The 21,064-nt window shown below is 61.7% G+C and carries 19 protein-coding genes; 13 read left to right on the top strand and 6 right to left on the bottom strand.

Features of this window, described 5'->3' with window-relative positions; genetic code table 11:
• Window positions 1–3 precede the first annotated feature (3 nt).
• Entirely contained in the window at window positions 4–465 is a 462-nt protein-coding gene (locus tag K3759_RS11625) for an NUDIX hydrolase (protein WP_259981980.1), read from the bottom strand.
• Window positions 466–601: 136 nt separating this feature from the next.
• Here K3759_RS11625 and gndA point away from each other — a divergent pair, with 136 nt between their 5' ends.
• Window positions 602–2,050, top strand: a complete 1,449-nt coding sequence (gndA, locus tag K3759_RS11620) for an NADP-dependent phosphogluconate dehydrogenase (RefSeq protein ID WP_259981978.1) — start codon at window positions 602–604, stop codon at window positions 2,048–2,050.
• Between the two features lie 175 nt (window positions 2,051–2,225).
• On the opposite strand, the gene truA is transcribed toward gndA, so the two are convergent.
• Window positions 2,226–2,999 (bottom strand): tRNA pseudouridine(38-40) synthase TruA, encoded by a 774-nt coding sequence (gene truA / locus K3759_RS11615; protein WP_259981976.1) that lies wholly within the window; start codon window positions 2,997–2,999, stop codon window positions 2,226–2,228.
• 89 nt (window positions 3,000–3,088) lie between these two features.
• Here truA and K3759_RS11610 point away from each other — a divergent pair, with 89 nt between their 5' ends.
• Genes K3759_RS11610 through K3759_RS11600 form a run of 3 tightly spaced genes read left to right on the top strand, consistent with a single transcriptional unit; the run spans window position 3,089 to window position 5,981 of the window.
• Window positions 3,089–4,516: a YcjX family protein gene (locus K3759_RS11610; protein ID WP_259981975.1), complete on the top strand. Its 1,428-nt coding sequence runs from the start codon at window positions 3,089–3,091 to the stop codon at window positions 4,514–4,516.
• Window positions 4,513–4,977 carry a GNAT family N-acetyltransferase gene (locus tag K3759_RS11605; protein WP_259981973.1) on the top strand — a complete coding sequence of 155 codons (465 nt, stop codon included), beginning with the start codon at window positions 4,513–4,515 and terminating at the stop codon, window positions 4,975–4,977. The genes K3759_RS11610 and K3759_RS11605 overlap by 4 nt, the downstream gene beginning before the upstream one ends.
• Window positions 4,977–5,981, top strand: coding sequence for a YcjF family protein (locus K3759_RS11600; protein WP_259981971.1), 1,005 nt, complete (start codon window positions 4,977–4,979; stop codon window positions 5,979–5,981). Before K3759_RS11605 ends, K3759_RS11600 begins: the two co-directional genes overlap by 1 nt.
• Window positions 5,982–5,985: 4 nt before the next feature.
• Here the strand turns inward: K3759_RS11600 and K3759_RS11595 are convergent, their stop codons facing one another.
• Complete coding sequence (locus tag K3759_RS11595; protein WP_259981970.1) at window positions 5,986–6,765, bottom strand: sulfotransferase; 780 nt, start codon at window positions 6,763–6,765, stop codon at window positions 5,986–5,988.
• Between the two features lie 148 nt (window positions 6,766–6,913).
• Between K3759_RS11595 and K3759_RS11590 the strand changes: the two genes are divergently transcribed.
• The 4 genes from K3759_RS11590 to K3759_RS11575 are packed head-to-tail and all read left to right on the top strand — an operon-like array spanning window position 6,914 to window position 12,186.
• Window positions 6,914–8,962: an HAD-IIB family hydrolase gene (locus tag K3759_RS11590; protein ID WP_259981969.1), complete on the top strand. Its 2,049-nt coding sequence runs from the start codon at window positions 6,914–6,916 to the stop codon at window positions 8,960–8,962.
• Entirely contained in the window at window positions 8,959–10,116 is a 1,158-nt protein-coding gene (locus K3759_RS11585; protein ID WP_259981967.1) for a glycosyltransferase, read from the top strand. The genes K3759_RS11590 and K3759_RS11585 overlap by 4 nt, the downstream gene beginning before the upstream one ends.
• Window positions 10,088–11,032, top strand: coding sequence for a glycosyltransferase family 2 protein (locus tag K3759_RS11580; protein ID WP_259981965.1), 945 nt, complete (start codon window positions 10,088–10,090; stop codon window positions 11,030–11,032). The genes K3759_RS11585 and K3759_RS11580 overlap by 29 nt, the downstream gene beginning before the upstream one ends.
• Complete coding sequence (locus tag K3759_RS11575; RefSeq protein ID WP_259981964.1) at window positions 11,029–12,186, top strand: glycosyltransferase; 1,158 nt, start codon at window positions 11,029–11,031, stop codon at window positions 12,184–12,186. The genes K3759_RS11580 and K3759_RS11575 overlap by 4 nt, the downstream gene beginning before the upstream one ends.
• Here K3759_RS11575 and K3759_RS11570 read toward each other — a convergent pair.
• Complete coding sequence (locus K3759_RS11570; RefSeq protein WP_259981963.1) at window positions 12,183–12,869, bottom strand: Crp/Fnr family transcriptional regulator; 687 nt, start codon at window positions 12,867–12,869, stop codon at window positions 12,183–12,185. The two genes, K3759_RS11575 and K3759_RS11570, sit on opposite strands and share 4 nt — an antisense overlap.
• 437 nt (window positions 12,870–13,306) lie before the next feature.
• Between K3759_RS11570 and ileS the strand changes: the two genes are divergently transcribed.
• From ileS to K3759_RS11555, 3 genes are all read left to right on the top strand, one after another.
• Complete coding sequence (gene ileS, locus K3759_RS11565) at window positions 13,307–16,234, top strand: isoleucine--tRNA ligase (protein WP_259981961.1); 2,928 nt, start codon at window positions 13,307–13,309, stop codon at window positions 16,232–16,234.
• A complete protein-coding gene (locus tag K3759_RS11560; protein ID WP_259981960.1) occupies window positions 16,231–16,368 on the top strand; it encodes a hypothetical protein in 138 nt (45 codons plus the stop codon). Before ileS ends, K3759_RS11560 begins: the two co-directional genes overlap by 4 nt.
• 368 nt (window positions 16,369–16,736) lie before the next feature.
• The gene (locus K3759_RS11555) at window positions 16,737–17,192 is read left to right on the top strand and encodes a methylated-DNA--[protein]-cysteine S-methyltransferase (RefSeq protein ID WP_259981958.1); all 456 of its coding nucleotides are present in this window, start codon (window positions 16,737–16,739) and stop codon (window positions 17,190–17,192) included.
• A gap of 15 nt (window positions 17,193–17,207) precedes the next feature.
• Here K3759_RS11555 and K3759_RS11550 read toward each other — a convergent pair whose 3' ends face one another.
• Entirely contained in the window at window positions 17,208–17,903 is a 696-nt protein-coding gene (locus tag K3759_RS11550; RefSeq protein ID WP_259981956.1) for a phosphatidylcholine/phosphatidylserine synthase, read from the bottom strand.
• A 269-nt stretch (window positions 17,904–18,172) separates the two neighbouring features.
• On the opposite strand from K3759_RS11550, the gene rpmB reads away from it, so the two are divergent.
• Complete coding sequence (gene rpmB / locus K3759_RS11545; RefSeq protein ID WP_067268014.1) at window positions 18,173–18,472, top strand: 50S ribosomal protein L28; 300 nt, start codon at window positions 18,173–18,175, stop codon at window positions 18,470–18,472.
• Window positions 18,473–18,730: 258 nt separating this feature from the next.
• Window positions 18,731–20,344, top strand: coding sequence for a BCCT family transporter (locus tag K3759_RS11540; protein ID WP_259981954.1), 1,614 nt, complete (start codon window positions 18,731–18,733; stop codon window positions 20,342–20,344).
• A 21-nt stretch (window positions 20,345–20,365) separates the two neighbouring features.
• Here the strand turns inward: K3759_RS11540 and K3759_RS11535 are convergent, their stop codons facing one another.
• Entirely contained in the window at window positions 20,366–21,064 is a 699-nt protein-coding gene (locus tag K3759_RS11535) for an NAD-dependent deacylase (RefSeq protein ID WP_259981952.1), read from the bottom strand.

The following is a 21,064-nucleotide window of genomic DNA, read 5'->3' as shown; positions in this document are numbered from 1 at the left end:
CTATCAGTGGAACGCGGCCAAAATCGCTTTAAGATCAGGCTCATCGACAAGCTCTGAGGCCTCTTGCGGCGTGAACCACGCACGTTTGCGCATGTCCGCTTCGGGATATTCTTCGCTAAGATCGCGCACACGGGTCAAATAGACCTGTGTGGTTACGGGCACGGTCAAGCCTTCGCCAAGGCCTTTGTCATAGTCAAAAATGCCCATCGGATCGGATTCGATATCCGCTTCGGTGACCCCGGCTTCTTCCCAGGCCTCTTGCAGCGCGGCACCAGAGCCGTCCAGCCCGTCAATTGGCCAGCCTTTGGGCAGGATCCAGCGGCCCGTGTCACGGCTGGTAATCAGCAGCACCTTTTTGCCCGCCTCTGTGTCGCGATAGCAAAGGGCGGCAACTTGCACCCGGCGGGGGCGTTTGAAAATAGGAAGGACCATATCCTCCCATGCGCGTCTAAATACTTGTGTCATTACAGAACTATGCCTCGGTCGGGTGTTTTTCTTGTTATGAGCACATTATATAGTGTTCCCAATCGCAAATCAAACTGTGGCAAGCCGGATCGGCGGGCATGGCAGCCTGACCGGCTAAAGATGAGGCATAAACGATATGGCAACTGGCACGCAGGCGGACGGAAACGTGGCACGGGGGCCGGGCGCCGATATCGGGGTCTACGGACTGGGCACCATGGGTTCGGCCCTGGCGCTGAATCTGGCCGACAATCGATTTACCGTGGCGGTAAGCAACCGCGAGGCCGAATGGATCGCGCCCTTCCTTGATGAGGCGGGGCCATTGGCCGAGCGTCTGATCGGGGCAAAGCAGCTTGAAGCGTTCGTCGCCGCCATTGCCCGCCCGCGTAGCATCCTTTTTATGATCCCATCCGGTGCGCCTGTGGATGCGATGATCGAAGCGATCAAACCGCTGCTTGATGAGGGCGATACGCTGATCGATGGCGGCAATGCCGACTTTCACGACACCCGCCGCCGCAGTGCGGAACTGGAAGGCTCGGGGCTGCATTTTGTCGGCATGGGCGTATCAGGCGGTGAAGCCGGGGCACGCAACGGCCCGTCGATGATGGTCGGCGGCAGCGCACATTCTTGGCAGCAGTTCCAGCCGATGGCCGAAGCGATCGCCGCGCGGTTCGAAGGCTCGCCTTGCGTGGCCCACCTTGGCCCCGACGGGGCAGGGCATTTCGTCAAGACGGTGCACAATGGTATCGAATACGCCGACATGCAGATGATCGCCGAAGTCTACGGGTTGCTGCGCGATGCAGGCGGGCAGGGCGCGGTGGAGATCGGCAACCTCTTTGCCGATTGGCAGAAGGGGCCGCTGAGCTCTTACTTGATCGAGGTTTCGGCCGCAGCACTTTTGTCGGTCGACACGCAGACCGGCACGCCCATGGTCGATGTGATACGCGATCAGGCGGGGCAGAAGGGTACAGGCCGCTGGACGCTGATCGAAGCGCTTAAAATGGGGCAGTCGGCCAATACTATTGAGGCCGCCGTCGGCGCGCGCGGCTGGTCGAGCGAGAAGGCGGTGCGTGAGTTGGCCGAGCCGCTGTTGCCCGAGGGCGTGCAAGACGCCCCTCTGCCTGAGGCGGATGATCTGGAATTGGCGCTTTTGGCCGGGCGGATCATCGGCCACGCTCAGGGGTTCCGGATCCTCAGCGCGGGGTCAGAGGAGTTTGAATGGTCGCTCGATATGGCGCGTATTTCTGAAATTTGGCGTGCGGGCTGTATCATCCGCTCGGCGCTTTTGGATGAATTCGCCGATGCCTTCCGTGGCGACTTGCCGGGCGGGCATTTGATCCTCGCGCCCGCGATGCGCAAACGGCTGGAAGACAGTATACCGGCGCTGCGCCGTGTTGTGGCCGCAGGGGCTCTTTTGGGCGTCGCCTTGCCGGCACTTTCGGCGGCACTGGCTTGGTATGACAGCATGCGCCGAGCGCGCGGGACGGCGAATATGATCCAAGCGCAGCGGGATTTCTTTGGTGCACATGGGTTCGAGCGGGACGGCGAAGAGGGCAAGTTTCACGGGACGTGGAATCCGCTACCGTAAGGGCGCTGAAAGGTCCGGGCTCAAGCCGAAGGCACCGGACCATCGCCTGCCCGCCCGGACGGGAAGGCGATTTAGCAACGGGCGGAACACTATTAAGAGCTCACCTACGGCTGCACCATAAAGTGGCACGGATAGACGTTAAGGTTGCCACCCCGCGGGCAGGCGATGGTCCTCGTCACGTCTTGGCAAATGGGTCCACCGGATAGCTCACATGCGCCAAGTACAGCCCTTGCGGCGGGCAAACCGGCCCGCAGGCCGCACGGTCGCGCGCCGCAAGCGCCGCACCCATGTCCGCCACGCTCCATGACCCGGCCCCTACGCGCTCCAACGTGCCCACAAAGCTGCGCACTTGATTGTGCAAAAACGACCGCGCGCGCACGTCGAAGTGATACTCCTTGCCCGAAGCTGTCTCGACTTCGCTCACCGATAACCGGTCCAAGGTCTTTACCGGGCTCTCTGCCTGACAGATGGTCGAGCGGAACGTGGTAAAGTCGTGTTTGCCCACCAAGAGATCCGCCGCGGCCTGCATTGCTTCGACATCCAAGGGATGTTTGATCTGCCAAACCAACCCTGCCTGATGCACCGCCGGGGCGCGGCGCGAAAGGATGCGGAAGTGATAGCGCCGTTCCAGTGCCGAGAAGCGCGCGTGGAAATCCTCAGGGGCCAACACACAATCGGTGATCGCAATGGGATGCGGTTTCAGGTGGTAGTTCAGCGCCTCGCCCAGCCGAAACGGTGACCAGTCACGCTCCATATCGCAATGGGCGACTTGGCCCAGACCATGCACACCGGTATCGGTGCGCCCCGCAGCGGCAATGGAATGCACGCGCGGCTCCAATCGGGCCAAGGCGGCCTCAATGAACCCCTGTACCGTGGGCAGGTCCACCTGTCGCTGCCACCCGTTAAACGGCGCGCCGTGGTATTCGATTTTCAGAGCATATCTGGGCATGGACGGGGCATTAGCGCGGGCGGGCGCTTCTGGCAATCCCCGGCTGCCAGCCCTATGTTACCCCCAAAGACAAAGGGACGGGCGCAGCTTTGGGTATCACAGGCATTGCCGACGGCATTTGGCGGCAGTTTGAGAATGTCACCGACACGGTGGGCGAGACGTTTTTCGAGCCGGTGATCCGGCTTGGGGTCACGGGGCTTGCGCGGTCGGGCAAGACGGTTTTCATCACGTCTCTGGTGGCGAACCTGCTGGACCGGGGGCGGATGCCGGGGCTGCTCGCGGCCTCTGAAGGGCGGATTGAGGCAGCGTTTTTGCAGCCCCAGCCCGACGATACCGTGCCGCGTTTTGACTATGAGAACCACCTTGCCGCGCTGACCGGCAAGACGCCGCATTGGCCAGAAAGCACGCGGGCGATTTCGGAACTGCGGCTGTCGCTCAAAGTGCGGCCCAATGGGTTGCTGGCTGGGCTGCAAGGGCCGCGCACGCTGCATCTGGATATCGTGGATTACCCCGGCGAATGGCTGCTCGATCTGGCGTTGATGGATGTCACCTACGCTGAATGGTCTGCACAGGTGATTGAGCGTATCGCCTCGCGTGAGGAGGCGGCGGGCTACCGCGCGCTGGCCGAGCAGACCGATCCCCATGCCGAGCTAGAAGAAACCACCGCTCGCAGGCTTGCCGACAGCTTTGCCGTCTACCTGCAAACTGCCCGCGCCAATGGCTATTCCGACTGCACGCCGGGGCGGTTTCTGCTGCCCGGTGATCTGGCCGGATCGCCGGTGTTGACCTTCGCGCCGCTGCCGGGCTTCGACGGGGCACCGCGTAAATCGCTGATCCGCGAGATGGCGCGGCGGTTCGAGGCCTATAAGAAACAGGTGGTGCAGCCCTTCTTCCGGGATCATTTCTCTCGGATTGATCGACAGGTGGTGCTGGTCGACGCGCTTGGCGCGATCCATCAAGGGCCGCGCGCGGTCGAAGACCTGCGGGGCGCCATGGCCGATATCTTGGGCGCGTTCCGGCCGGGGACAAACAACTTCCTGACCAGCTTGCTGCGGGGCAAACGTGTTGAGAAAATTCTGTTTGCGGCCACCAAGGCCGATCATCTGCACCACAGCCAGCATCCCCGGCTGAGCGGCATCATGCAGGCGCTGATCCGCGACGCGCGGGACCGGGCGCAATATGCGGGCGCGGGCACGCGGGCGATGGCCATTGCCAGCCTGCGGGCCACGACCGAAGACGTGATGACGCATGGTGGAGAGCAACTTGACGTGGTGCGCGGCACGCTGCTGAACGATGATGAAACGCGCGGGCGGCAGGCGGCTTTTTACCCCGGTGAACTGCCCGAAGACCCGGCGCATTTGCTGACCCCCGCCCGGCAGGGCGCGCAGGAATGGCTGGGGGCGGATTACCAGATCATGCGTTTTGCGCCGGCGGTGTTGGACCTGCGCCCCGGCGACGGGCCACCGCATATCCGGCTCGACCGCGCGGCGGAGTTTCTGATCGGGGACCGACTATGAGCGAAGTGTTGACCCGCCCCGCTACTCTGCGTCCAGCGCAGCCCTTGGACGCGGGCGCTGTAGGCGGCATCATGAGCGATTTTGCGCGCGATACCAATTGGTTGCCGCGCATTCATACAGCGGCAGAGGACATCGCCCATGCAGATGCTATGATCGCGCGGGGCTGGGTCACCGTAGCCGAGCAAGCAGGCAAAATCACCGGTTTTGCCGCTTGTGAGGGGGGCGAGTTGGACGCGCTCTATGTGTCCTATGCGGCGCGAGGGCAAGGCATCGGCTCGGCCCTGTTGATCGCGTTAAAGTCGCGCCATAAGTCGCTGACCTGCTGGACCTTTCAAGCCAACGCGCGGGCCATTGCCTTCTACCGCCAACATGGTTTTGCCGAAACCGCGCGCGGCGATGGCAGCGCCAATGACGAAGGGCTGCCCGATTTGACATTGCACTGGCAGAGGGAGGCCGCCTGATGGCCCGCGGACCGATCCTGTTCGATCTTGAGGAAGATAGCAAACCTCAGCCCTCGGTCGCCGATGCGCCCGCGGTGCCGGAGTTTGACACCGATGTTCCCCCGCCCAAGGGCCAAGCGATGCAGATCGCCGCGCGGCTTGCGGCACGCAAACCTTCGCGGCTGGTGCGGTTGTTCTGGGCGCTGGCGGGAGCGCTGGTGACGGCGCTGGTGTCGATCGCGGCTTGGACATTTGTAACCGATCTGATGGCACGTTACCCGCTGATGGGCTGGGCGATGACGCTGCTGATTGGGGCGTTCTTGCTGGTCTTGCTGTTACTGTCGTTGCGGGAGATGGCGGCCTTTGGGCGGCTCGCGCGGCTGGACGGGCTGCGCCATGATGCGGGCGAGGCGCTGGCGCAGGAAGATTTGTCCGCCGCCCGCAGCGTGACGGATCGGCTTGAGACGCTTTATAAACATCGCGAAGACACACGCTGGGGCCGCGATCGGCTGACCGAACTGCGGGGCGATCAATTCGATGCAGAAGCGTTGCTGGGTCTGGCCGAGAGCGAGGTTCTGGCCCCGCTAGACCGCGCCGCCACCCGCGAGGTTGAGGCCGCCGCCCGGCAGGTCGCCGCCGTGACGGCGCTGGTGCCCTTAGCTTTGGCCGATGTGGCCGCAGCACTCAGCAGCAACCTACGGATGATCCGACGGATTGCGGAGATCTACGGTGGGCGCTCGGGGTTCTTTGGCTCATGGCGGCTGACCCGCGCGGTGCTGTCGCATCTGGTGGCGACGGGGGCTGTGGCGGTGGGTGATGACCTGATCGAGCCGCTGTTGGGCGGGTCCATCGTCGCCAAGCTGAGCCGTCGTTTCGGCGAAGGGCTGGTGAATGGCGCGCTGACCGCGCGGGTGGGCGTGGCCGCGATTGAAGTCTGCCGCCCACTGCCCTTTGCCCGCGAGAAACGTCCCGGCGTGCGGGGCATCGTCAAACGTGCGTTGACTGGTGTGTTTGGGAACGATTAGGGCATCAAGCTGCCGCAACGGCATCACGCACCGCCCTGAGCGGGTGTTGCAACAGTCCCGGCCATGGGGCGACCTCAAGCCCCGGCGTATAGCCCCAGTGGGCGGCGTCACGCGCCTGTGAAGCTGTCATCCGGGTGGCTCCGACATAGCTCTGGTTGCCGTCCGCGATCCCCTCGGGGAGGGCCGCCTCCGGCAAATCGAGGAAACGCGCGATCTGGCGCAGCGAGCGGGGGGCGTCGGCGACGATATCCTCGTAACGCAGCACCATTGCCGCATGGAGGTAAGGCAGGTCGCCCAACAGCTGCGCTTGCGCTGCGATCCAATGGTCAATCAACTTCTGCGCCGGAGCATCGACCCATGACGCGACCGAGGCGGCGACGGCCTCGGGGTGGCGCAAGACGACGATGAATTGCGACATGGGAAAGAGTTGCTGCATCAACCGCATGCGGGTCAGGTTCACTGGTGACTTCTCAACCCGCCAGCGCAGGTCAGGGGCGAACCACGCAGACCAGTCACTCTCCAGCCGTTCTTTGGTCTCCAGAGTGTTCAGCGGGTGCGCTTCGGTGAGATGCTCAGCCGGATTGGTTGCGAAATGCATGGGCCGTCCGGACTGCGCAGTATGGGCGATGGCACCTTGCAGATAGACGCCTTCATTCTCTGGCGCTGCCGATCCGGTGATCCCACCCGCGCCGGGCAGGGCATTTGCAAGCCGATTGACCAGCGACGTTCCAGAGCGGTGCAGCCCGCCGATAAACAGATAGCGTGATGGGATTTTTGCGGTCATCGGCCTGCTCAAACGGGGCGTGCGCAGATGCACGGTGGAAGGCCAGCTAGCGCCGCCCGGACCCCTTTCCAGAAATATATGCGTTAATATTTGTTATCGGAACGGAAGGGCCATTAATGGGGTCCCCCCTCCATAAGGAGGCCCATTCATGTTCATTTGTCACATTGCCCTTGGGGGCTGCCTCACGGCTCCGACTGTCAATTACGGCGTGACCGAGGATACCGGCGGTCACATCGCCTACATCCTCGGGGCCGCCCGCGCGCAGGCCGCGCGGAGCGATGTGGACGCAGTGCAGATCGTGACCCGGGCATTCGATGAGCCGACCCTTGGGGCAGTTCACGCCCAGACCGATCAGCAAGTGGGCCGTGGCCTGTCGATCCGGCGGCTTTGGACGGGGCAGCGGGGATATCTCAGCAAAGAGAATCTGGCCGCCGAGATCCCTGCTTTGGTGGAAGCGTTTTTGGAGGATTTGGCACAGGCGAAGCGACTTCCGGATGTTATCCACGCGCATTTTTCCGATGCGGCGCAACTGGCGCTGGCAGCGCGGGAACGGTTCGGCATTCCGGTGATCTATACGCCGCATTCTCTGGCGCTGAGCAAATCGGGCGCAGTGGTTGACGGTGCGCGGGTAGAGGCGGAGCGGCGGACTTTGGTCGATGCAGATGCCGTCGTGCTGTCTTCGCGGGATGAGGCGGAGGTGCAGGTGGCGGCCTATGGGCCCGGTGCGCAGGCGCGGGTGCACCGCGTCTCTCCCGGTGTGTCATTGCGCCGTCCGGCAAAGATCGGGGCGGGGCGCGCGCTTTTGGCAGGTACCCTTGATGGTCCCGACCGCCCGATGCTGCTTGCCGTGGCCCGCCCCGTCGCCCGCAAAAACCTTGCGACCCTGGCGCGGGTATACGCGGACAGCCCGGAGCTACAGGCGCGGGCGAACCTTGTGATCCTTGCTGGTCAGCACGGTGATGCCCTGCAAGCGAACCCCGAGGCGCGGGCGGAACTCGGCAAGCTGCGTGAAATTTTAGAGACTTCTGACCTGCGCGGCAAAGTGGCCTTTCCACCGCGCCACACACAGGGGGATGTGGCGGCCCTTTATGAGGCTGCGGCCCAGAGTGGCGGCGTCTTTGTTAATCTCGCTTTGCATGAACCCTTTGGTCTGACCATGTTAGAGGCGGCCTCTCATGGGCTGCCGGTTGTGGCCACACAAGAGGGCGGCCCTGCCGATATCGTGGCCGACCTTGGCCATGGCATCTGCGTGCCGCCGCGTGACCGCGAGGCAATTGAAGCGGCCCTTCTCAGCCTTTTGGATGACCGCGTGCGTTGGTCAGACGCTTCGGAGGCCGGGCGCACCCATGTCGGACGCTATGACTGGTCGAAATGGGCCGAGGAGGTCCAGCTTATCTGCGAGGATATTTGCCACGCCGTTCCCCTTGAAGGCGCGCGGGTCATGCTGGCCAGCGATATTGACAACACCCTTACCGGCTGCGCGCCATCGGCGGCGCTGTTCAATGCTTGGATCACGCGCGACCGTCCGATCTTTGCCGTGGCGACCGGGCGTAGCCTTCCGGAGGCGCGGCGCATCCTGCGCGATTGGAACCTGCCGATGCCGCGTGTTTTCATCACCTCGGTCGGCACGGAGGTCTATCTGCCCAACGATCAGGGGCGACTTTGTCTGGATGAGCGCTTTGCCCGGAAACTTGATGCGGGTTGGGAACGCAACCGTGTGGAGCGGGCGCTGATGGCGTTCGGGTTCAACTGGCAGGCACGTGTCGAACAGCGGCGCTGGAAGCTCAGCGGGTTCGGCGACATGCGCACCGCGCGGCGGTTGGAGCGCTATCTGGCACGGCGTGATGTGGCGGCGCAGGTCGTGGCCTCGCATGATCGGCTGATTGACGTTCTGCCATTGGCTGCGGGCAAGGGGGCTGCGGTTTGCGCGGCGGCGCGGCGATTGGGCATGCCGATGGAACGAGTCGTGGTGGCCGGGGACAGCGGCAATGATTTCGACATGTTACAGGCGGTACAGGACGGGCCGGGCCGTGGCATTCTGGTGGGCAACGCGATGGACGGGTTGCGCGACCGTTTGGGGGGCGGGCGTCTTTACCAAGCCCGCGCTGCTCATGCTGCCGGGGTTTTGGAGGGGCTGGAAACCTTCGGTCTTGCGATCAACACGATGGAGCCACCTGTCAAGATGGTGGCGCAATGACGCGGCCCATCGGTTATTTCGTTCACCATCAGGGCCGGGGCCACGCAGAGCGCTGCGCTGCGGTGGTCAATGCATTGCCTGCCAGCCAACCGGTGACCGTCTTTTGTGCGAAGCCCGACATTTTCCCCGCCTTTACCCGACAGGTTGAGGTTATCGCTCTGCCGTCGCTTTTCGAGCCCAACGGCGCGGAGGACATCAACGACACCACAACCGCGCCAGACACGGTGCATTGCGCGCCGCTCGGCTGGCCGGGTATTCGGCAGGCGATGGCGCAATTGACCGGGTGGTTCGCCAGTGCCAACCCGGTGCTGATGATCAGCGATGTCTCGGCGGAGGTGGCCCAGCTTGCGCGGATCTGCTCGGTCCCGCATGTGAAAGTGCTGCAACACGGGCGGCGGAGTGATCCGGGGCATCAGGCTGCCTATGACGGGGCGGTCGGACTGCTTTGCCCCGGTGCGAAGGCGCTGGCGCAGCCTGATTGGCCCGCAAGCCATATGGAAAAGACGCATTTCGCCGGGGGATTGGGGGTCGACGTGAAGCGCCCCGATCCAGCGCGGCGCGCCATGTTGCGCGAAAAGCTTGGCGTCGGGCCGAAGCAGCGCATGGTGCTTGTCATGTCAGGCGGGGGCGGCACCGGCTTTGCCTCTGCTCCTTTTGGCATCGCGGCGCGGGCCATGCCTGACACAGCATTCATCACCATCGGTCAGATGGCACGCGACTGGCATGCGACGGAGCCTGCGAACCTGCAGCATCACGGCTGGGTCGACAACGCGGCGGAGTATCTGGCGGCGGCGGATATGGTCGTGGCCTCAACCGGCAACACCACCTGCCATCAGATCCTTGCGGCTGAGACGCCGTGGCTAGCCGTGCCGGAGTGGCGGTATTTTGATGAACAGATCGAGAAGGCTGCAGCGCTGCACCGCGCGGGAGCGGCGCATCATCTCCCACATTTCCCGTCGTCGGCAGAGGCGTGGCGCGAAGCAATCCAATGCACGCTTAATAGCCATGACCCGGCCGTGCAGCGGGCCTTGGTCAATGAGGATGCCGCAGCCGAGACGGCCGTGTGGTTGACCGGCCTAACAGAACAGTTGCTTTTAGACACATCCAAAGAAACCGGAGTTACACATGACGTCGTTCACCCCATCCGCGCCTAAGGGCACCACTGTCAGTGCATTAACGCTCGCACGGGGGCGCGCGGCACATCTGCGCAATGTGATCCTTGGCCTGACCCGTCAGACCCGGCAACCGGATGAACTGGTGATCGGAGTCATGCAAGATACGCTCTATGACAACCTGCCCCAGACCGATTTCCCGATCCGTCAGGTGCAGGTCACGGGCCGCGAACTGCCGCTGTCCCGCGCCCGCAATACCGTTGCGGCAGAGGCCGCAGGGGAATGTCTCGTCTTTCTCGATGTAGATTGCATTCCGGCACCAGAACTTATTGCCGATTACATGGGCTATGCGGTTCCGGGCAATGGGCTGATCATGGGCGAGGTCAACTACCTTCCCGCTGGCACCGCAACAGACGGATGGAGCTATCCCAAGCTTGAAGCCGTAGCCGTGCGCCATTCGGATCGCCAAGGGCCGCCCGCCGAAGGGTTGAAACGTTGCAATGACTACCGCTGTTTCTGGTCGCTGAACTTTGCCATTCATCGTGAGGATTGGGTTAAATCCGGCGGTTTTGACGAACGCTTCACCGGATATGGGGGCGAGGATACCGACTTTGGCCGTGAGTTGGACGAGCGCGGTGTGCCGATCCATTGGGCGAAGGGGGCAAAGGTCTTTCACCAGCATCATCCCCATTGCATGCCGCCGATCCACCACATCCCGTCGATCCTGCGCAATACCGAGATTTTCGCGGATAAATGGGGTCATCGCACCATGAACCACTGGCTCACCGCCTTTCGTCTGATGGGGCTGGTGGGGACGGATGGCGATGCGCTGGTGCAGCTGCGCGAACCGGACGCGGATGACTTCGCGCTCTGTGAGCAGCAGTCCGACCAGCCCTATGCCAATACCGCGCGCGTGCTGCGCTATCTGCGCGGCGAAGAGCGGATCGCGGCGGAATGACCCTGCGCATCGCCATCGTCGGCCATATTCGGCACCCCATTGCCCCACCGTTCAAGGGGGGCATGGAGGCCTTCACCCATGGTCTCGCCCGGATGTTGGCGGAGCGGGGCCATGACGTGACGCTATTGGCCAGCGGCGACAGTGCAACAGGGCTGCCTCCGGGGGTCAAATTGCTGCCGATCTGTGAGGCGCATTACGACGCGCGCTACCCTTGGCATGATTTCCACGGCACCGATGCGCTGAACGAACACCTTGACGCTTGCTATGCCCGCGCGGCGCGGCTGTTGCTGGAAGGGGGCTTTGATGTGGTGCATAATAACGCGTTGCACCGCTATCTGCCGCGCCTGTCACGGGCGGAGCAGCTGACGATGGTGAGCTCGCTGCATATTCCGCCGTTTAAAGTCTTGCGCGGCGCGCTGATGGATGGGGCAGCGCCGTGGCACCTGTCCTCCGTCGTTTCTGCCCGCCAGCGGGATATCTGGTGGCCTGAAGGCGCACCTGAGACGGCACATGTGGTGCACAACGGGATCGATTTGACCGAATGGTCCCAAGGCGGGCCGGGGGACGGCAGTGCCGTCTGGGCAGGGCGGATCACCCCGACCAAGGGGACGCATCTGGCGGCGGCGGCCGCGCAGATCGCCGGGGTGCCGCTGCGCATCTACGGCGTGGTGGAACATCAGGACTATTTTAACGAATTGGTAATTCCCCATCTTTATGGCGACGTAACATATGATGGGCATCTGGACACAAAGGCGCTTGGGCAAGCTTACGGCCGGGCGTCTGTGGCGCTTTTCACCCCGCAATGGGAGGAACCTTTTGGCCTTGCGGCGGTAGAGGCGATGGCTACGGGACTGCCGGTTGCGGCAACCCCACATGGGGCCGTGGACGAAGTGCTGGGCGAAGCGGGGGTGATTGCGCAAAACGACAGCCCCGAAGCCTTGGCAAAGGCCTTGCAATTGGCGTCTGCAATCCCTGCGGAGGTGCCGCGCGCCCGTGTGGCGCGGCTGTTCGATGCGCGGGCGATGGTATCAAAGTTTGAACGGCTCTATTTGGCCGCCCTTGCGCAGGGCGACGTCGCAATGCCCCGCAGAACCTATCCGTTGCTCGCTTTGCAGGTGGAAGGCGCCTCTCAGCCTCTGGCAGAAGCAGGTTAAAGCGCCGCCTCGGACTGGGGCATATAGAGATAGGCCGGCTCAAACGTGCCGACCTTGTGCAGCCCCGCGCGGTCGTGGATCAGCAGTTTGCCCCCCGACACGGTGCAGCAACCATGTTCGCGCAACTCACGCAGGGTGCGGCTAACGTGTACCGAGGTAAGACCGGTGGCATCGGCGATATCGGTCTGGCGCAGGCTAAAGGGCAGGCACTGACGCTCCATGCCGTATGCGCCAGTCATGCGAGCGTCAAACTCGCTAAGGAAATTCGCCACCCGCGCGAGCGCGCGCATGGCACTGTTGCGCATCACCCAATGTCGGTGAATGGACGCATCCACCAAGGTCATAAGCCAAAGTTTCCGCGCCAATTCGACGTCACCATTGAGCAGTTCACGCAGCGGCTGATGCGAGATCATGGCGACCCGTGTGTCGGTCAGCGATATCACGTCGTGGTCCAGCCGCTTGAGCGGGAAAGCGTGGAGATCGACAAATTCGCCGGGGAACTGCAGGGCGACAAAAGTGCTGCGCCCGCGCTGACCGTGGGGAACACTGCGCGCAATTAGGCCATCCAGAAGCAGCAGGCTGTGGTCCAGTAAATCACCCCTTTGGCTGACAACGGTGCCGGGCGTGAAATGCTTGTGCTGGGTCAGCAAAGGCGCAAGCTTTGCCCACTGTGCATCACTCAAGTGATCCACCATGCCCGAGGGTTTGACAGACATATCGTGATAAAGGGGCTGTTCCGTGGTCAAATGAAGGCCTTTCTGCCCATCCAAAGTGGCGCGACTGTCCCAAGGACAAAGATCGCGCGCTCCAAAATCTATCGAAAAGCGTATGATGCTGTTTTTGCCGAAAAAATCAAGGAAAGTCCGGGATTCATAAAAAATGTTAAGATTTCGTGGGGGTCTGTTTGATGCGGCATTCGTGGCAATCCTCGCCTCTTTCGGCAGGGCTTGTCGGGGCAGGGGGGGCTGTTTATAAGCAGCCTTATGACACGCCTCACCGCGATCATTATTCGAATTATATCCCCGGCGCTCTGACCAACTGAGACGCCGGGCCGAGGTGTTTGAGCCGCTCGCACCGAACCAGATTGAACAACACCCCAAATGCCTAAAGGACGCCCCCCATGTGCGCCGAGACCCCCGACTACAAAGCCACGCTGAACCTGCCCAAGACTGATTTCCCCATGCGCGCCGGACTGCCCAAGCGCGAGCCCGGCTGGCTGGAGCGCTGGGAGAAGATCGGCGTCTATGACCGTCTGCGCGAGAAAGAGGGGCGTCAGCCCTTCACGCTGCATGACGGCCCGCCCTACGCCAACGGCAACCTGCACATCGGTCACGCGCTGAACAAGACGATCAAGGACATGATCGTGCGCAGCCACCAGATGATGGGCTATGATGCGCGCTACATCCCCGGCTGGGACTGCCACGGTCTGCCGATCGAGTGGAAGATCGAAGAGCAGTACCGCAAGAAGGGCCGCGACAAGGATCAGGTGCCGATCAACGAATTTCGCGCCGAATGCCGCGAGTTTGCGCGTGGCTGGGTTGACGTGCAGCGCGAGGAGTTTAAGCGGCTGGGGATCACCGGCAATTGGGAAAATCCGTACCTCACAATGGATTTCCACGCCGAGCGTGTGATCGCCGAGGAATTCATGAAGTTCCTGATGAACGGCACGCTCTATCAAGGCTCCAAGCCCGTGATGTGGTCGCCGGTCGAAAAGACCGCGCTTGCCGAGGCCGAGGTCGAGTATCACGACAAGGAAAGCCACACCGTCTGGGTGAAGTTCAAGGTGGTCGGGACCGAGGGCGATCTGGACGGGGCGCAGGTGGTGATCTGGACCACGACGCCTTGGACCATGCCGTCGAACAAGGCCGTGGTTTACGGCGAGGGCATCTCCTACGGCCTTTATGAAGTAACCGCGACGCCCGAGGAATGCTGGGCCAATGTAGGCGACCGCTATCTGCTGGCCGATGACTTGGCGGCGGATGTGTTCGCACGGGCGCGTCTGGAAGACGGCATGTGGCAGCGTGTCCGCAGCGTTGAGAATGACGAACTGGCCAAAATCTCGCTTTTACACCCGCTGGCCGGGGCCGAAGGAGCCAACGGCGAATGGGACGATCTGCGCGATTTCCGTGCGGCGGATTTCGTGACCTCGGACGAGGGCACCGGCTTTGTGCACTGCGCGCCGTCGCACGGTCTGGAGGAATACGAGCTGTATCGTGACCTCGGCATGCTGCCGCAGGTCATCACCTATAACGTTATGGAAGACGGTCGTTTCCGCGACGATCTGCCGTTCTTTGGCGGCAAGGCGATCCTCAAGCCGAACGGCAAGGAGGGCAACGCCAACAGCGCCATTATCGATAAGCTGGTTGAGGTCGGCGGTCTGCTGGCGCGTGGCAAGATCAAGCACAGCTATCCGCACAGCTGGCGCTCCAAGGCGCCGGTGATTTATCGCAACACGCCGCAGTGGTTTGCCGCCATCGACAAGGAGGTCGGCGACGGACTGGACCAGAACGGCAAGACGATCCGCGAACGCGCGCTGACGTGTATCGACAAGGTCAATTGGGTGCCGAAATCCGGCCGCAACCGTCTGCATTCGATGATGGAGGCGCGGCCCGACTGGGTGCTGAGCCGCCAGCGCGCGTGGGGCGTGCCGCTGACTTGTTTCGTGCGCAAGGGCGTTGCCCCAACGGATGAGAACTTCCTGCTGCGCAACGAAGCAGTGAACCAGCGTATCACCGAGGCTTTCGAGACCGAAGGCGCGGATGCGTGGTATGCGGAAGGCGCGAAGGAACGGTTCCTCGAAGGCATCGTCGATCCGGCGGAGTTCGATCAGGTGACCGACATTCTCGACGTCTGGTTCGACAGCGGCTCGACCCATGCCTTCACCCTGCGCGACCGCGCAGATGGCACCGAGGATGGCATCGCAGACGTTTACATGGAAGGCACCGACCAGCACCGCGGGTGGTTCCATTCGTCGCTGTTGCAGTCTGTGGGCACTACAGGCCGCGCGCCTTACCGCAACGTGGTGACGCACGGCTTTACGCTGGACGCCAAGGGCATGAAAATGTCCAAGTCCATCGGCAACACCATCGTGCCCGAGAAGATCGTGCAGCAGTATGGCGCGGATATCCTGCGGCTTTGGGTGGCGCAGACCGATTACACCGCTGACCAGCGCATCGGGGATGAGATCCTCAAAGGTGTGGCCGACAGCTACCGCCGCCTGCGCAACACCATGCGCTATATGCTCGGCGCGTTGAATGATTTCAGCGAGGCGGACCGCGTTGATCCGGCAGACATGCCCGAGTTGGAGCAGTGGGTGCTGCACCGGGTGGCAGAGCTCGACAAGGTTGTGCGCGACGGCTTTGCGCGCTTTGATTTTCAGGGCGTGTTCCAGGCGGTCTTTACCTTTGCCACGGTCGATCTTTCGGCCTTCTACTTTGATATCCGCAAGGATGCGCTGTATTGCGACGGCGACACCCTGCGCCGCCGTGCCGCGCGCACGGTGCTGGATATCCTTTTCCACCGTCTGACTACATGGCTGGCCCCGGTGCTGGTCTTTACCATGGAAGAAGTCTGGCTGGAGCGGTTCCCCGGCGAGGAGTCTTCGGTGCATCTGGTGGATATGCCGGAAACGCCCGAGGCATGGCTGAACCCGGAACTGGCGGCGAAATGGGCCAAGGTCCGTGCGGCGCGGCGCGTGGTGACAGCGGCGTTGGAGGTACAGCGGACCGAGAAGGTCATCGGGGCCTCGCTTGAGGCCGCCCCCGTGGTACATGTCGATGATGCGGCGCAGCGCGAGGCATTGCAGAGCGTGTCCTTTGAGGACGTGGCGATCACCTCAGACATCACCGTGACCGGCGATGCGGCCCCGGCTGAGGCTTTCCGCATGCCCGAGACGCAAGGCGTGGCCGTGGTGTTCGAAAAGGCTGAAGGCGAGAAATGCGAGCGCTGCTGGAAGGTGCTGCCGGATGTCGGCACCCATGAACATCCCGGCGTTTGCGGGCGCTGTGATGAAGCGGTGCGTGAGGCATTGGCGGAGGAAACAGCATGAAAACTATCAATGAGGCTTTCGAAACGGCACAGGGGGCGCTGGCGGCATTGAAGGCAGCAGTAAGAACTGTCCTTGAAAATGGCCCTGAAGAAGGGCTGAGAAATGTGGATGTCGGAAAATGTTTGGGTATCTAAGGCGGACATGTCGAACATGTGGGTCACATTTCTAGAACGGTCCTTGCAATGCTTGAGAGTGACGGCGTTGCAGAACAGTTCGGCCCAGAGAAACGTTGGCGGCTAGTTCGCCACGTTCAGTAAGGGGGCTGCGGGCGTCGGGATAACCGGCGCCCGTTTTTCTTTGTCTGGTCACCAATGCCCCGCCCGTGGGAACCACGGGCATCGCGCTCCCTCCCCCCGGAGGGCGATTTTGCAGCGTTTCTACAAATTGCACCGTTAGCGTCTCTTCCAAGTCCGTGCTTGCCGGAAAAGCAGGGACGCCTTCCAGAGAGGGCGATGCCCTCAGCGCTCTTTCGCAGGCGCGATTTCTGGCGCAGAGTGGGGCGATGATACAGGCCTCACTCTCCACGCCCTTCGGCGATTTGATCGTCACCGAAGAAGACGGTGCGATCACGGCGCTTGGCTGGGGGCAGGCGGCACGGCAAGACCGCTCGGACCTGCTCGATGCCGCGCTGAGACAAATTAACGAATACGCGACAGGTGAGCGCCAGCGCTTTGACCTGCCGCTTCGGGTCAAGGGGAGCGATTTCCAGCGCACAGTCTGCGCCGCGATTCTGGCGATTCCGTTCGGCGATACCCGCACCTATGGCGAGATTGCCCGCGACCTCGGCGTACCTGCGCAAGCGGTGGGTGGGGCCTGTGGCGGCAATCCGATCCCGATTATCGTCCCTTGCCACCGGGTGATGGGGGCCAAGGGGCTGACCGGTTTTAGCGGGGCGGGCGGGGTTGAGACCAAGGTCGCACTGCTGCGCCATGAGGGCGCGGCGGGGCTGTTGATTTAAGCCCTTGAGGCAAGCTCAGTCTTCGGCAAGGGGGATCAACTGCTGCGCAGCACCGGCACAGATGAGGTAGATCGAGGTGATTACAAGACCCCAATGCGCCCAGCTTTCGGGGTGAAAGTTCACCCAAGCGGACCAACCCGCAAAGAAGGTCCATGCCAGCGCCATTGGTAGGGTGACAGGGCGCCAGCGTTCTGTCCGGACGGGGTGCACGAACTTGATCGGGAGAAACATCGCCGCGGCAAGGATCGTCACCACGATCAGGCTGACCCACCACTCGGGCTTCAGTGCAAAGAGCACCAGCACCAGCATGTTCCAGCAACCAGGGAAGCCTTTGAATGAATTATCCTTCGTTTTCATCCGCGTATCGGAGAAATACATGACGCTGGCAAAGGTGATGATTATGATCATCGCCCAACCGCTCCAGCCATCCATGAGGCCCGATGTGAATAGCGCGAAGGCCGGGATGAACACATAGGTGAGATAGTCGATGATCAGGTCCATCAAGACGCCGTCAAACTCCGGCGCGTTGGTCTTCACATCGAATTTGCGTGCCAGTGGCCCGTCAATGCCATCGACGAAAAAGGCGATCACTAACCAGAGGAACATCAGGTCCCATTTTTCCTCAACGGCGGCGAGCATGGCGAGCATCGCCAGCACCGCACCCGTGGCGGTAAAGAGGTGAACGAAGAGGGCGCGCATCTGTATGGTCATGCGTCTGCATCGCAAATCCATCGGGGGGATGCAAAGGAAACTCTATTTCAGGTGGCAAAAACCAGCGTAATAGAAGCGGGGTAGATGGGACGGACCTTGACGTAACCGCCAGACCCGCGGGAAAAGCGCTCAAGTCCTGCGCTTCGGGTTGACGGCTACCGCGATTCCCCTTAAAGCCAGCGAACCAATTCAGGGTCGGCTCTGCGCGGCCCCCACGTTATGTGTTTTTCCGGATCGCTGGAAGGACACAACAGCAAAAGGATGAACCCATGTCGCGCCGTTGCGAATTGACCGGAAAAGGCCCGATGACGGGCAACAACGTAAGCCACGCTAACAACCGTACACGCCGTCGGTTCCTGCCGAACCTCAACGACGTGTCGTTGCAGTCCGAAGCATTGGGCCGCGCGTTCAAGCTGCGCATCTCTGCCGCAGCTCTGCGCAGCGTCGACCACCGCGGTGGTCTGGACAAGTTCCTGGCGAAAGCCAAGGACGTCGAACTGTCCGACAATGCGTTGAAAATAAAAAAGGCCATCGCGAAATCCAGCGCGACTGCCGATGTGCTGAGCTAAGGCTTACCACTAATGAGATTGGGGCCTCGATCCGAAAGGATCGGGGCCTTTTTCGTTTTTGGCTGAGGGAAAACTAATCAATCGACGGTTCCACAGGGGCGGCAACTTTGGCGGTCGCTGGCAACTTTGTTGCACAGGTTGATGTTTTTGTTCGGGAAATCTCGGAAGGCAGAGCTATTTGACCCTCTGACATTTGTTGTTCTGGCCGGGCTTTTTGCCAAGCGGGGCCAAGACCGTGCAATCAAGATCGGAGACATCATGACTGAGCCTGCCCCCCACGATAGTGAGATCGAAACCGATTTCGAGGTCGGCCAAGACAATATCGACGGCACCCTCGGCCCGCTTGGCTTTGACATCCACAACCCGGTTTTCATGGTATCGGGATTGACGGCGGTGGCCTTCGTGGTGCTCACGATGCTGTTTCCGGATCAGGCTGGGGAGATCTTTCTCGCTGTTCGGGATTTTGCCACCAGCAAGCTCGATTGGCTTTTCATGATCATCGTGAATATCTTCGTTATCTTCTGTATCGCGTTGATCTTCTTGCCTGTCGCTAAAGTCAGGCTCGGCGGTCGAGATGCTGTGCCGGAATATTCCTACCCCGCGTGGTTTGCCATGCTTTTCGCAGCTGGCATGGGCATCGGTCTGTTGTTCTTTGGTGTGCTCGAGCCGGTCTATCATATGAACGTTTCTGGCCCGCTGGGGGTGCCGCTGCCGATTGCAGAAGATGGTTCGATCATTCCGGAAAACGTTGAGGCAGCGCGTGCCATGGGACTTGCCGCGACATTCTATCACTGGGGTCTGCACGGCTGGGCTGTTTATGCAATCATGGCGCTGGCACTGGCTTTGTTCACCTATAACAAGGGTCTGCCCTTCTCGATCCGGTCGTGTTTCTATCCGATTTTGGGTGATCGTGTCTGGGGCTGGCCGGGGCACTTCATTGATATTCTCGCCGTATTTGCGACGCTTTTTGGTCTGGCAACATCGCTGGGCTTAGGTGCACAGCAGGCCAATGCAGGGTTCAACTTCGCCTTCGGGCTTGAGATTTCAACCAACGTGCAGGTGATCATCATCTTCTTGGTGACTGCCGTGGCGCTGGTGTCGGTCTGGCGGGGTTTGGACGGCGGGGTGAAGATCCTGTCGGAGGTAAACATGGTCGTGGCGATCCTGTTTTTCCTCTTCGTGCTCTTCGTCGGCCCGACGCTGGTGGGGCTGGATGGTTTCTGGACCGGTCTGGTGGCCTATTCGCAAGAGATCATTCCGCTTTCCAACCCCTTTGGCCGCGATGACGACGCCTACCGCGAAGGGTGGACGGCGTTCTATTGGGCGTGGTGGGTTTCCTGGGCGCCTTTCGTGGGCATGTTCATTGCGCGGGTCTCGCGCGGGCGCACGGTTCGGGAATTCATCATCTGCGTGCTGCTGATCCCCTCGTTGATCATCTTTATCTGGATGGGGGTCTTTGGCGGGATCGCGATTGACCAGATCCTCACCAGCCCTGAAACCTCGCTGGTGAAGGCCAATGTGATCGACAGCTATTCGCCTGAACTGTCGCTTTTCGGGATGTTGAATGAGCTGCCCTTTACCAAGACCGCATCGACCATAGCAATTCTTCTGGCGCTGGTGTTTTTTGTCACCTCGTCGGATTCAGGATCGCTTGTCGTCGATACGATCACGGCAGGTGGCAAGATCGACGCGCCGGTGCCGCAACGGATCTTCTGGTGCATCGTCGAGGGGTTGATCGCCATCGTGCTTTTGATCGGCGGTGGGCTGTCGGCCCTGCAAGCCGGGGTCACGGCAACGGGGGTACCTTTCGCCATTCTGATGCTAGTGATGTGCTACACGATCTACAAAGGGCTGCGCAGCGAACCGCGCTGAGCCGCTCCCGCGCGCCGTGGTCTATCGGTGCGCGCCCAAGACCTCTTCTACCCATTCGGGCACCGTCTGACTGGCAGGACCGATGCGATGTTCCGCGAACTGATTGCCGACGGCGGAGCGTTCGAGATTGAATTCAATCGTATGCGCCCCGGCGCGGCGGGCTTCGGCGACAAATCCGGCGGCGGGGTAAACATTGCCTGAGGTGCCGATGGCAGCAAAGACATCCGCCTCGGCCAGATGATCGAAGAGCACATCCATCTCATAGGGCATCTCGCCGAACCAGACGATATCTGGCCGCGCGGCAGAGGCGCTGCAGGCGGGGCAGGCATCGCCCGGTGCCATCACCATGGGCGCAGGCCAGCGGTGATCACAAGCGGCGCAGAGCGCGCCTTTGAGCGCGCCATGCATGTGCATTACTTTTTGCGAGCCGCCCTGTTCGTGCAGGTCATCGACATTCTGGGTAATAACCACGACCTCCCCGTTAAGCTCGGCCTCCAAACGCGCCAGTGCTTGATGTGCGGCGTTGGGCGAAACCTCAGCTGCCTGCGCGCGGCGGGCATTGTAAAAATCGACCACCAGTTTGGGATTGCGGGCAAAGCCTTCGGGCGTGGCGACGTCTTCGACCCGGTGCTGCGCCCAAAGGCCATCGGAGGCGCGGAAGGTCTCAATCCCACTTTCGGCAGAGATGCCCGCGCCGGTAAGGATCACGATCTTGGTCAT

It is taken from the genome of Sulfitobacter sp. W027 (genome assembly GCF_025143985.1).
In the GTDB taxonomy this organism is placed as follows: Bacteria; Pseudomonadota; Alphaproteobacteria; order Rhodobacterales; family Rhodobacteraceae; genus Sulfitobacter.
Note: the sequence above shows the minus strand (reverse complement) of the source record. Positions and strands in the feature narration are given on the sequence as shown.

Coding starts and splice junctions, on each gene's coding strand:
- K3759_RS11575 (WP_259981964.1), top strand. CDS start 11,029: ATGACCCTGCGCATCGCCATCGTCGGCCATATTCGGCACCCCATTGCC.
- K3759_RS11540 (WP_259981954.1), top strand. CDS start 18,731: ATGACTGAGCCTGCCCCCCACGATAGTGAGATCGAAACCGATTTCGAG.
- K3759_RS11600 (WP_259981971.1), top strand. CDS start 4,977: ATGGCCCGCGGACCGATCCTGTTCGATCTTGAGGAAGATAGCAAACCT.
- K3759_RS11560 (WP_259981960.1), top strand. CDS start 16,231: ATGAAAACTATCAATGAGGCTTTCGAAACGGCACAGGGGGCGCTGGCG.
- K3759_RS11580 (WP_259981965.1), top strand. CDS start 10,088: ATGACGTCGTTCACCCCATCCGCGCCTAAGGGCACCACTGTCAGTGCA.
- K3759_RS11550 (WP_259981956.1), bottom strand. CDS start 17,903: ATGACCATACAGATGCGCGCCCTCTTCGTTCACCTCTTTACCGCCACG.
- K3759_RS11585 (WP_259981967.1), top strand. CDS start 8,959: ATGACGCGGCCCATCGGTTATTTCGTTCACCATCAGGGCCGGGGCCAC.
- gndA (WP_259981978.1), top strand. CDS start 602: ATGGCAACTGGCACGCAGGCGGACGGAAACGTGGCACGGGGGCCGGGC.
- K3759_RS11590 (WP_259981969.1), top strand. CDS start 6,914: ATGTTCATTTGTCACATTGCCCTTGGGGGCTGCCTCACGGCTCCGACT.
- K3759_RS11605 (WP_259981973.1), top strand. CDS start 4,513: ATGAGCGAAGTGTTGACCCGCCCCGCTACTCTGCGTCCAGCGCAGCCC.
- K3759_RS11625 (WP_259981980.1), bottom strand. CDS start 465: ATGACACAAGTATTTAGACGCGCATGGGAGGATATGGTCCTTCCTATT.
- ileS (WP_259981961.1), top strand. CDS start 13,307: ATGTGCGCCGAGACCCCCGACTACAAAGCCACGCTGAACCTGCCCAAG.
- rpmB (WP_067268014.1), top strand. CDS start 18,173: ATGTCGCGCCGTTGCGAATTGACCGGAAAAGGCCCGATGACGGGCAAC.
- truA (WP_259981976.1), bottom strand. CDS start 2,999: ATGCCCAGATATGCTCTGAAAATCGAATACCACGGCGCGCCGTTTAAC.
- K3759_RS11555 (WP_259981958.1), top strand. CDS start 16,737: ATGATACAGGCCTCACTCTCCACGCCCTTCGGCGATTTGATCGTCACC.
- K3759_RS11595 (WP_259981970.1), bottom strand. CDS start 6,765: ATGACCGCAAAAATCCCATCACGCTATCTGTTTATCGGCGGGCTGCAC.
- K3759_RS11535 (WP_259981952.1), bottom strand. CDS start 21,064: ATGACCAAGATCGTGATCCTTACCGGCGCGGGCATCTCTGCCGAAAGT.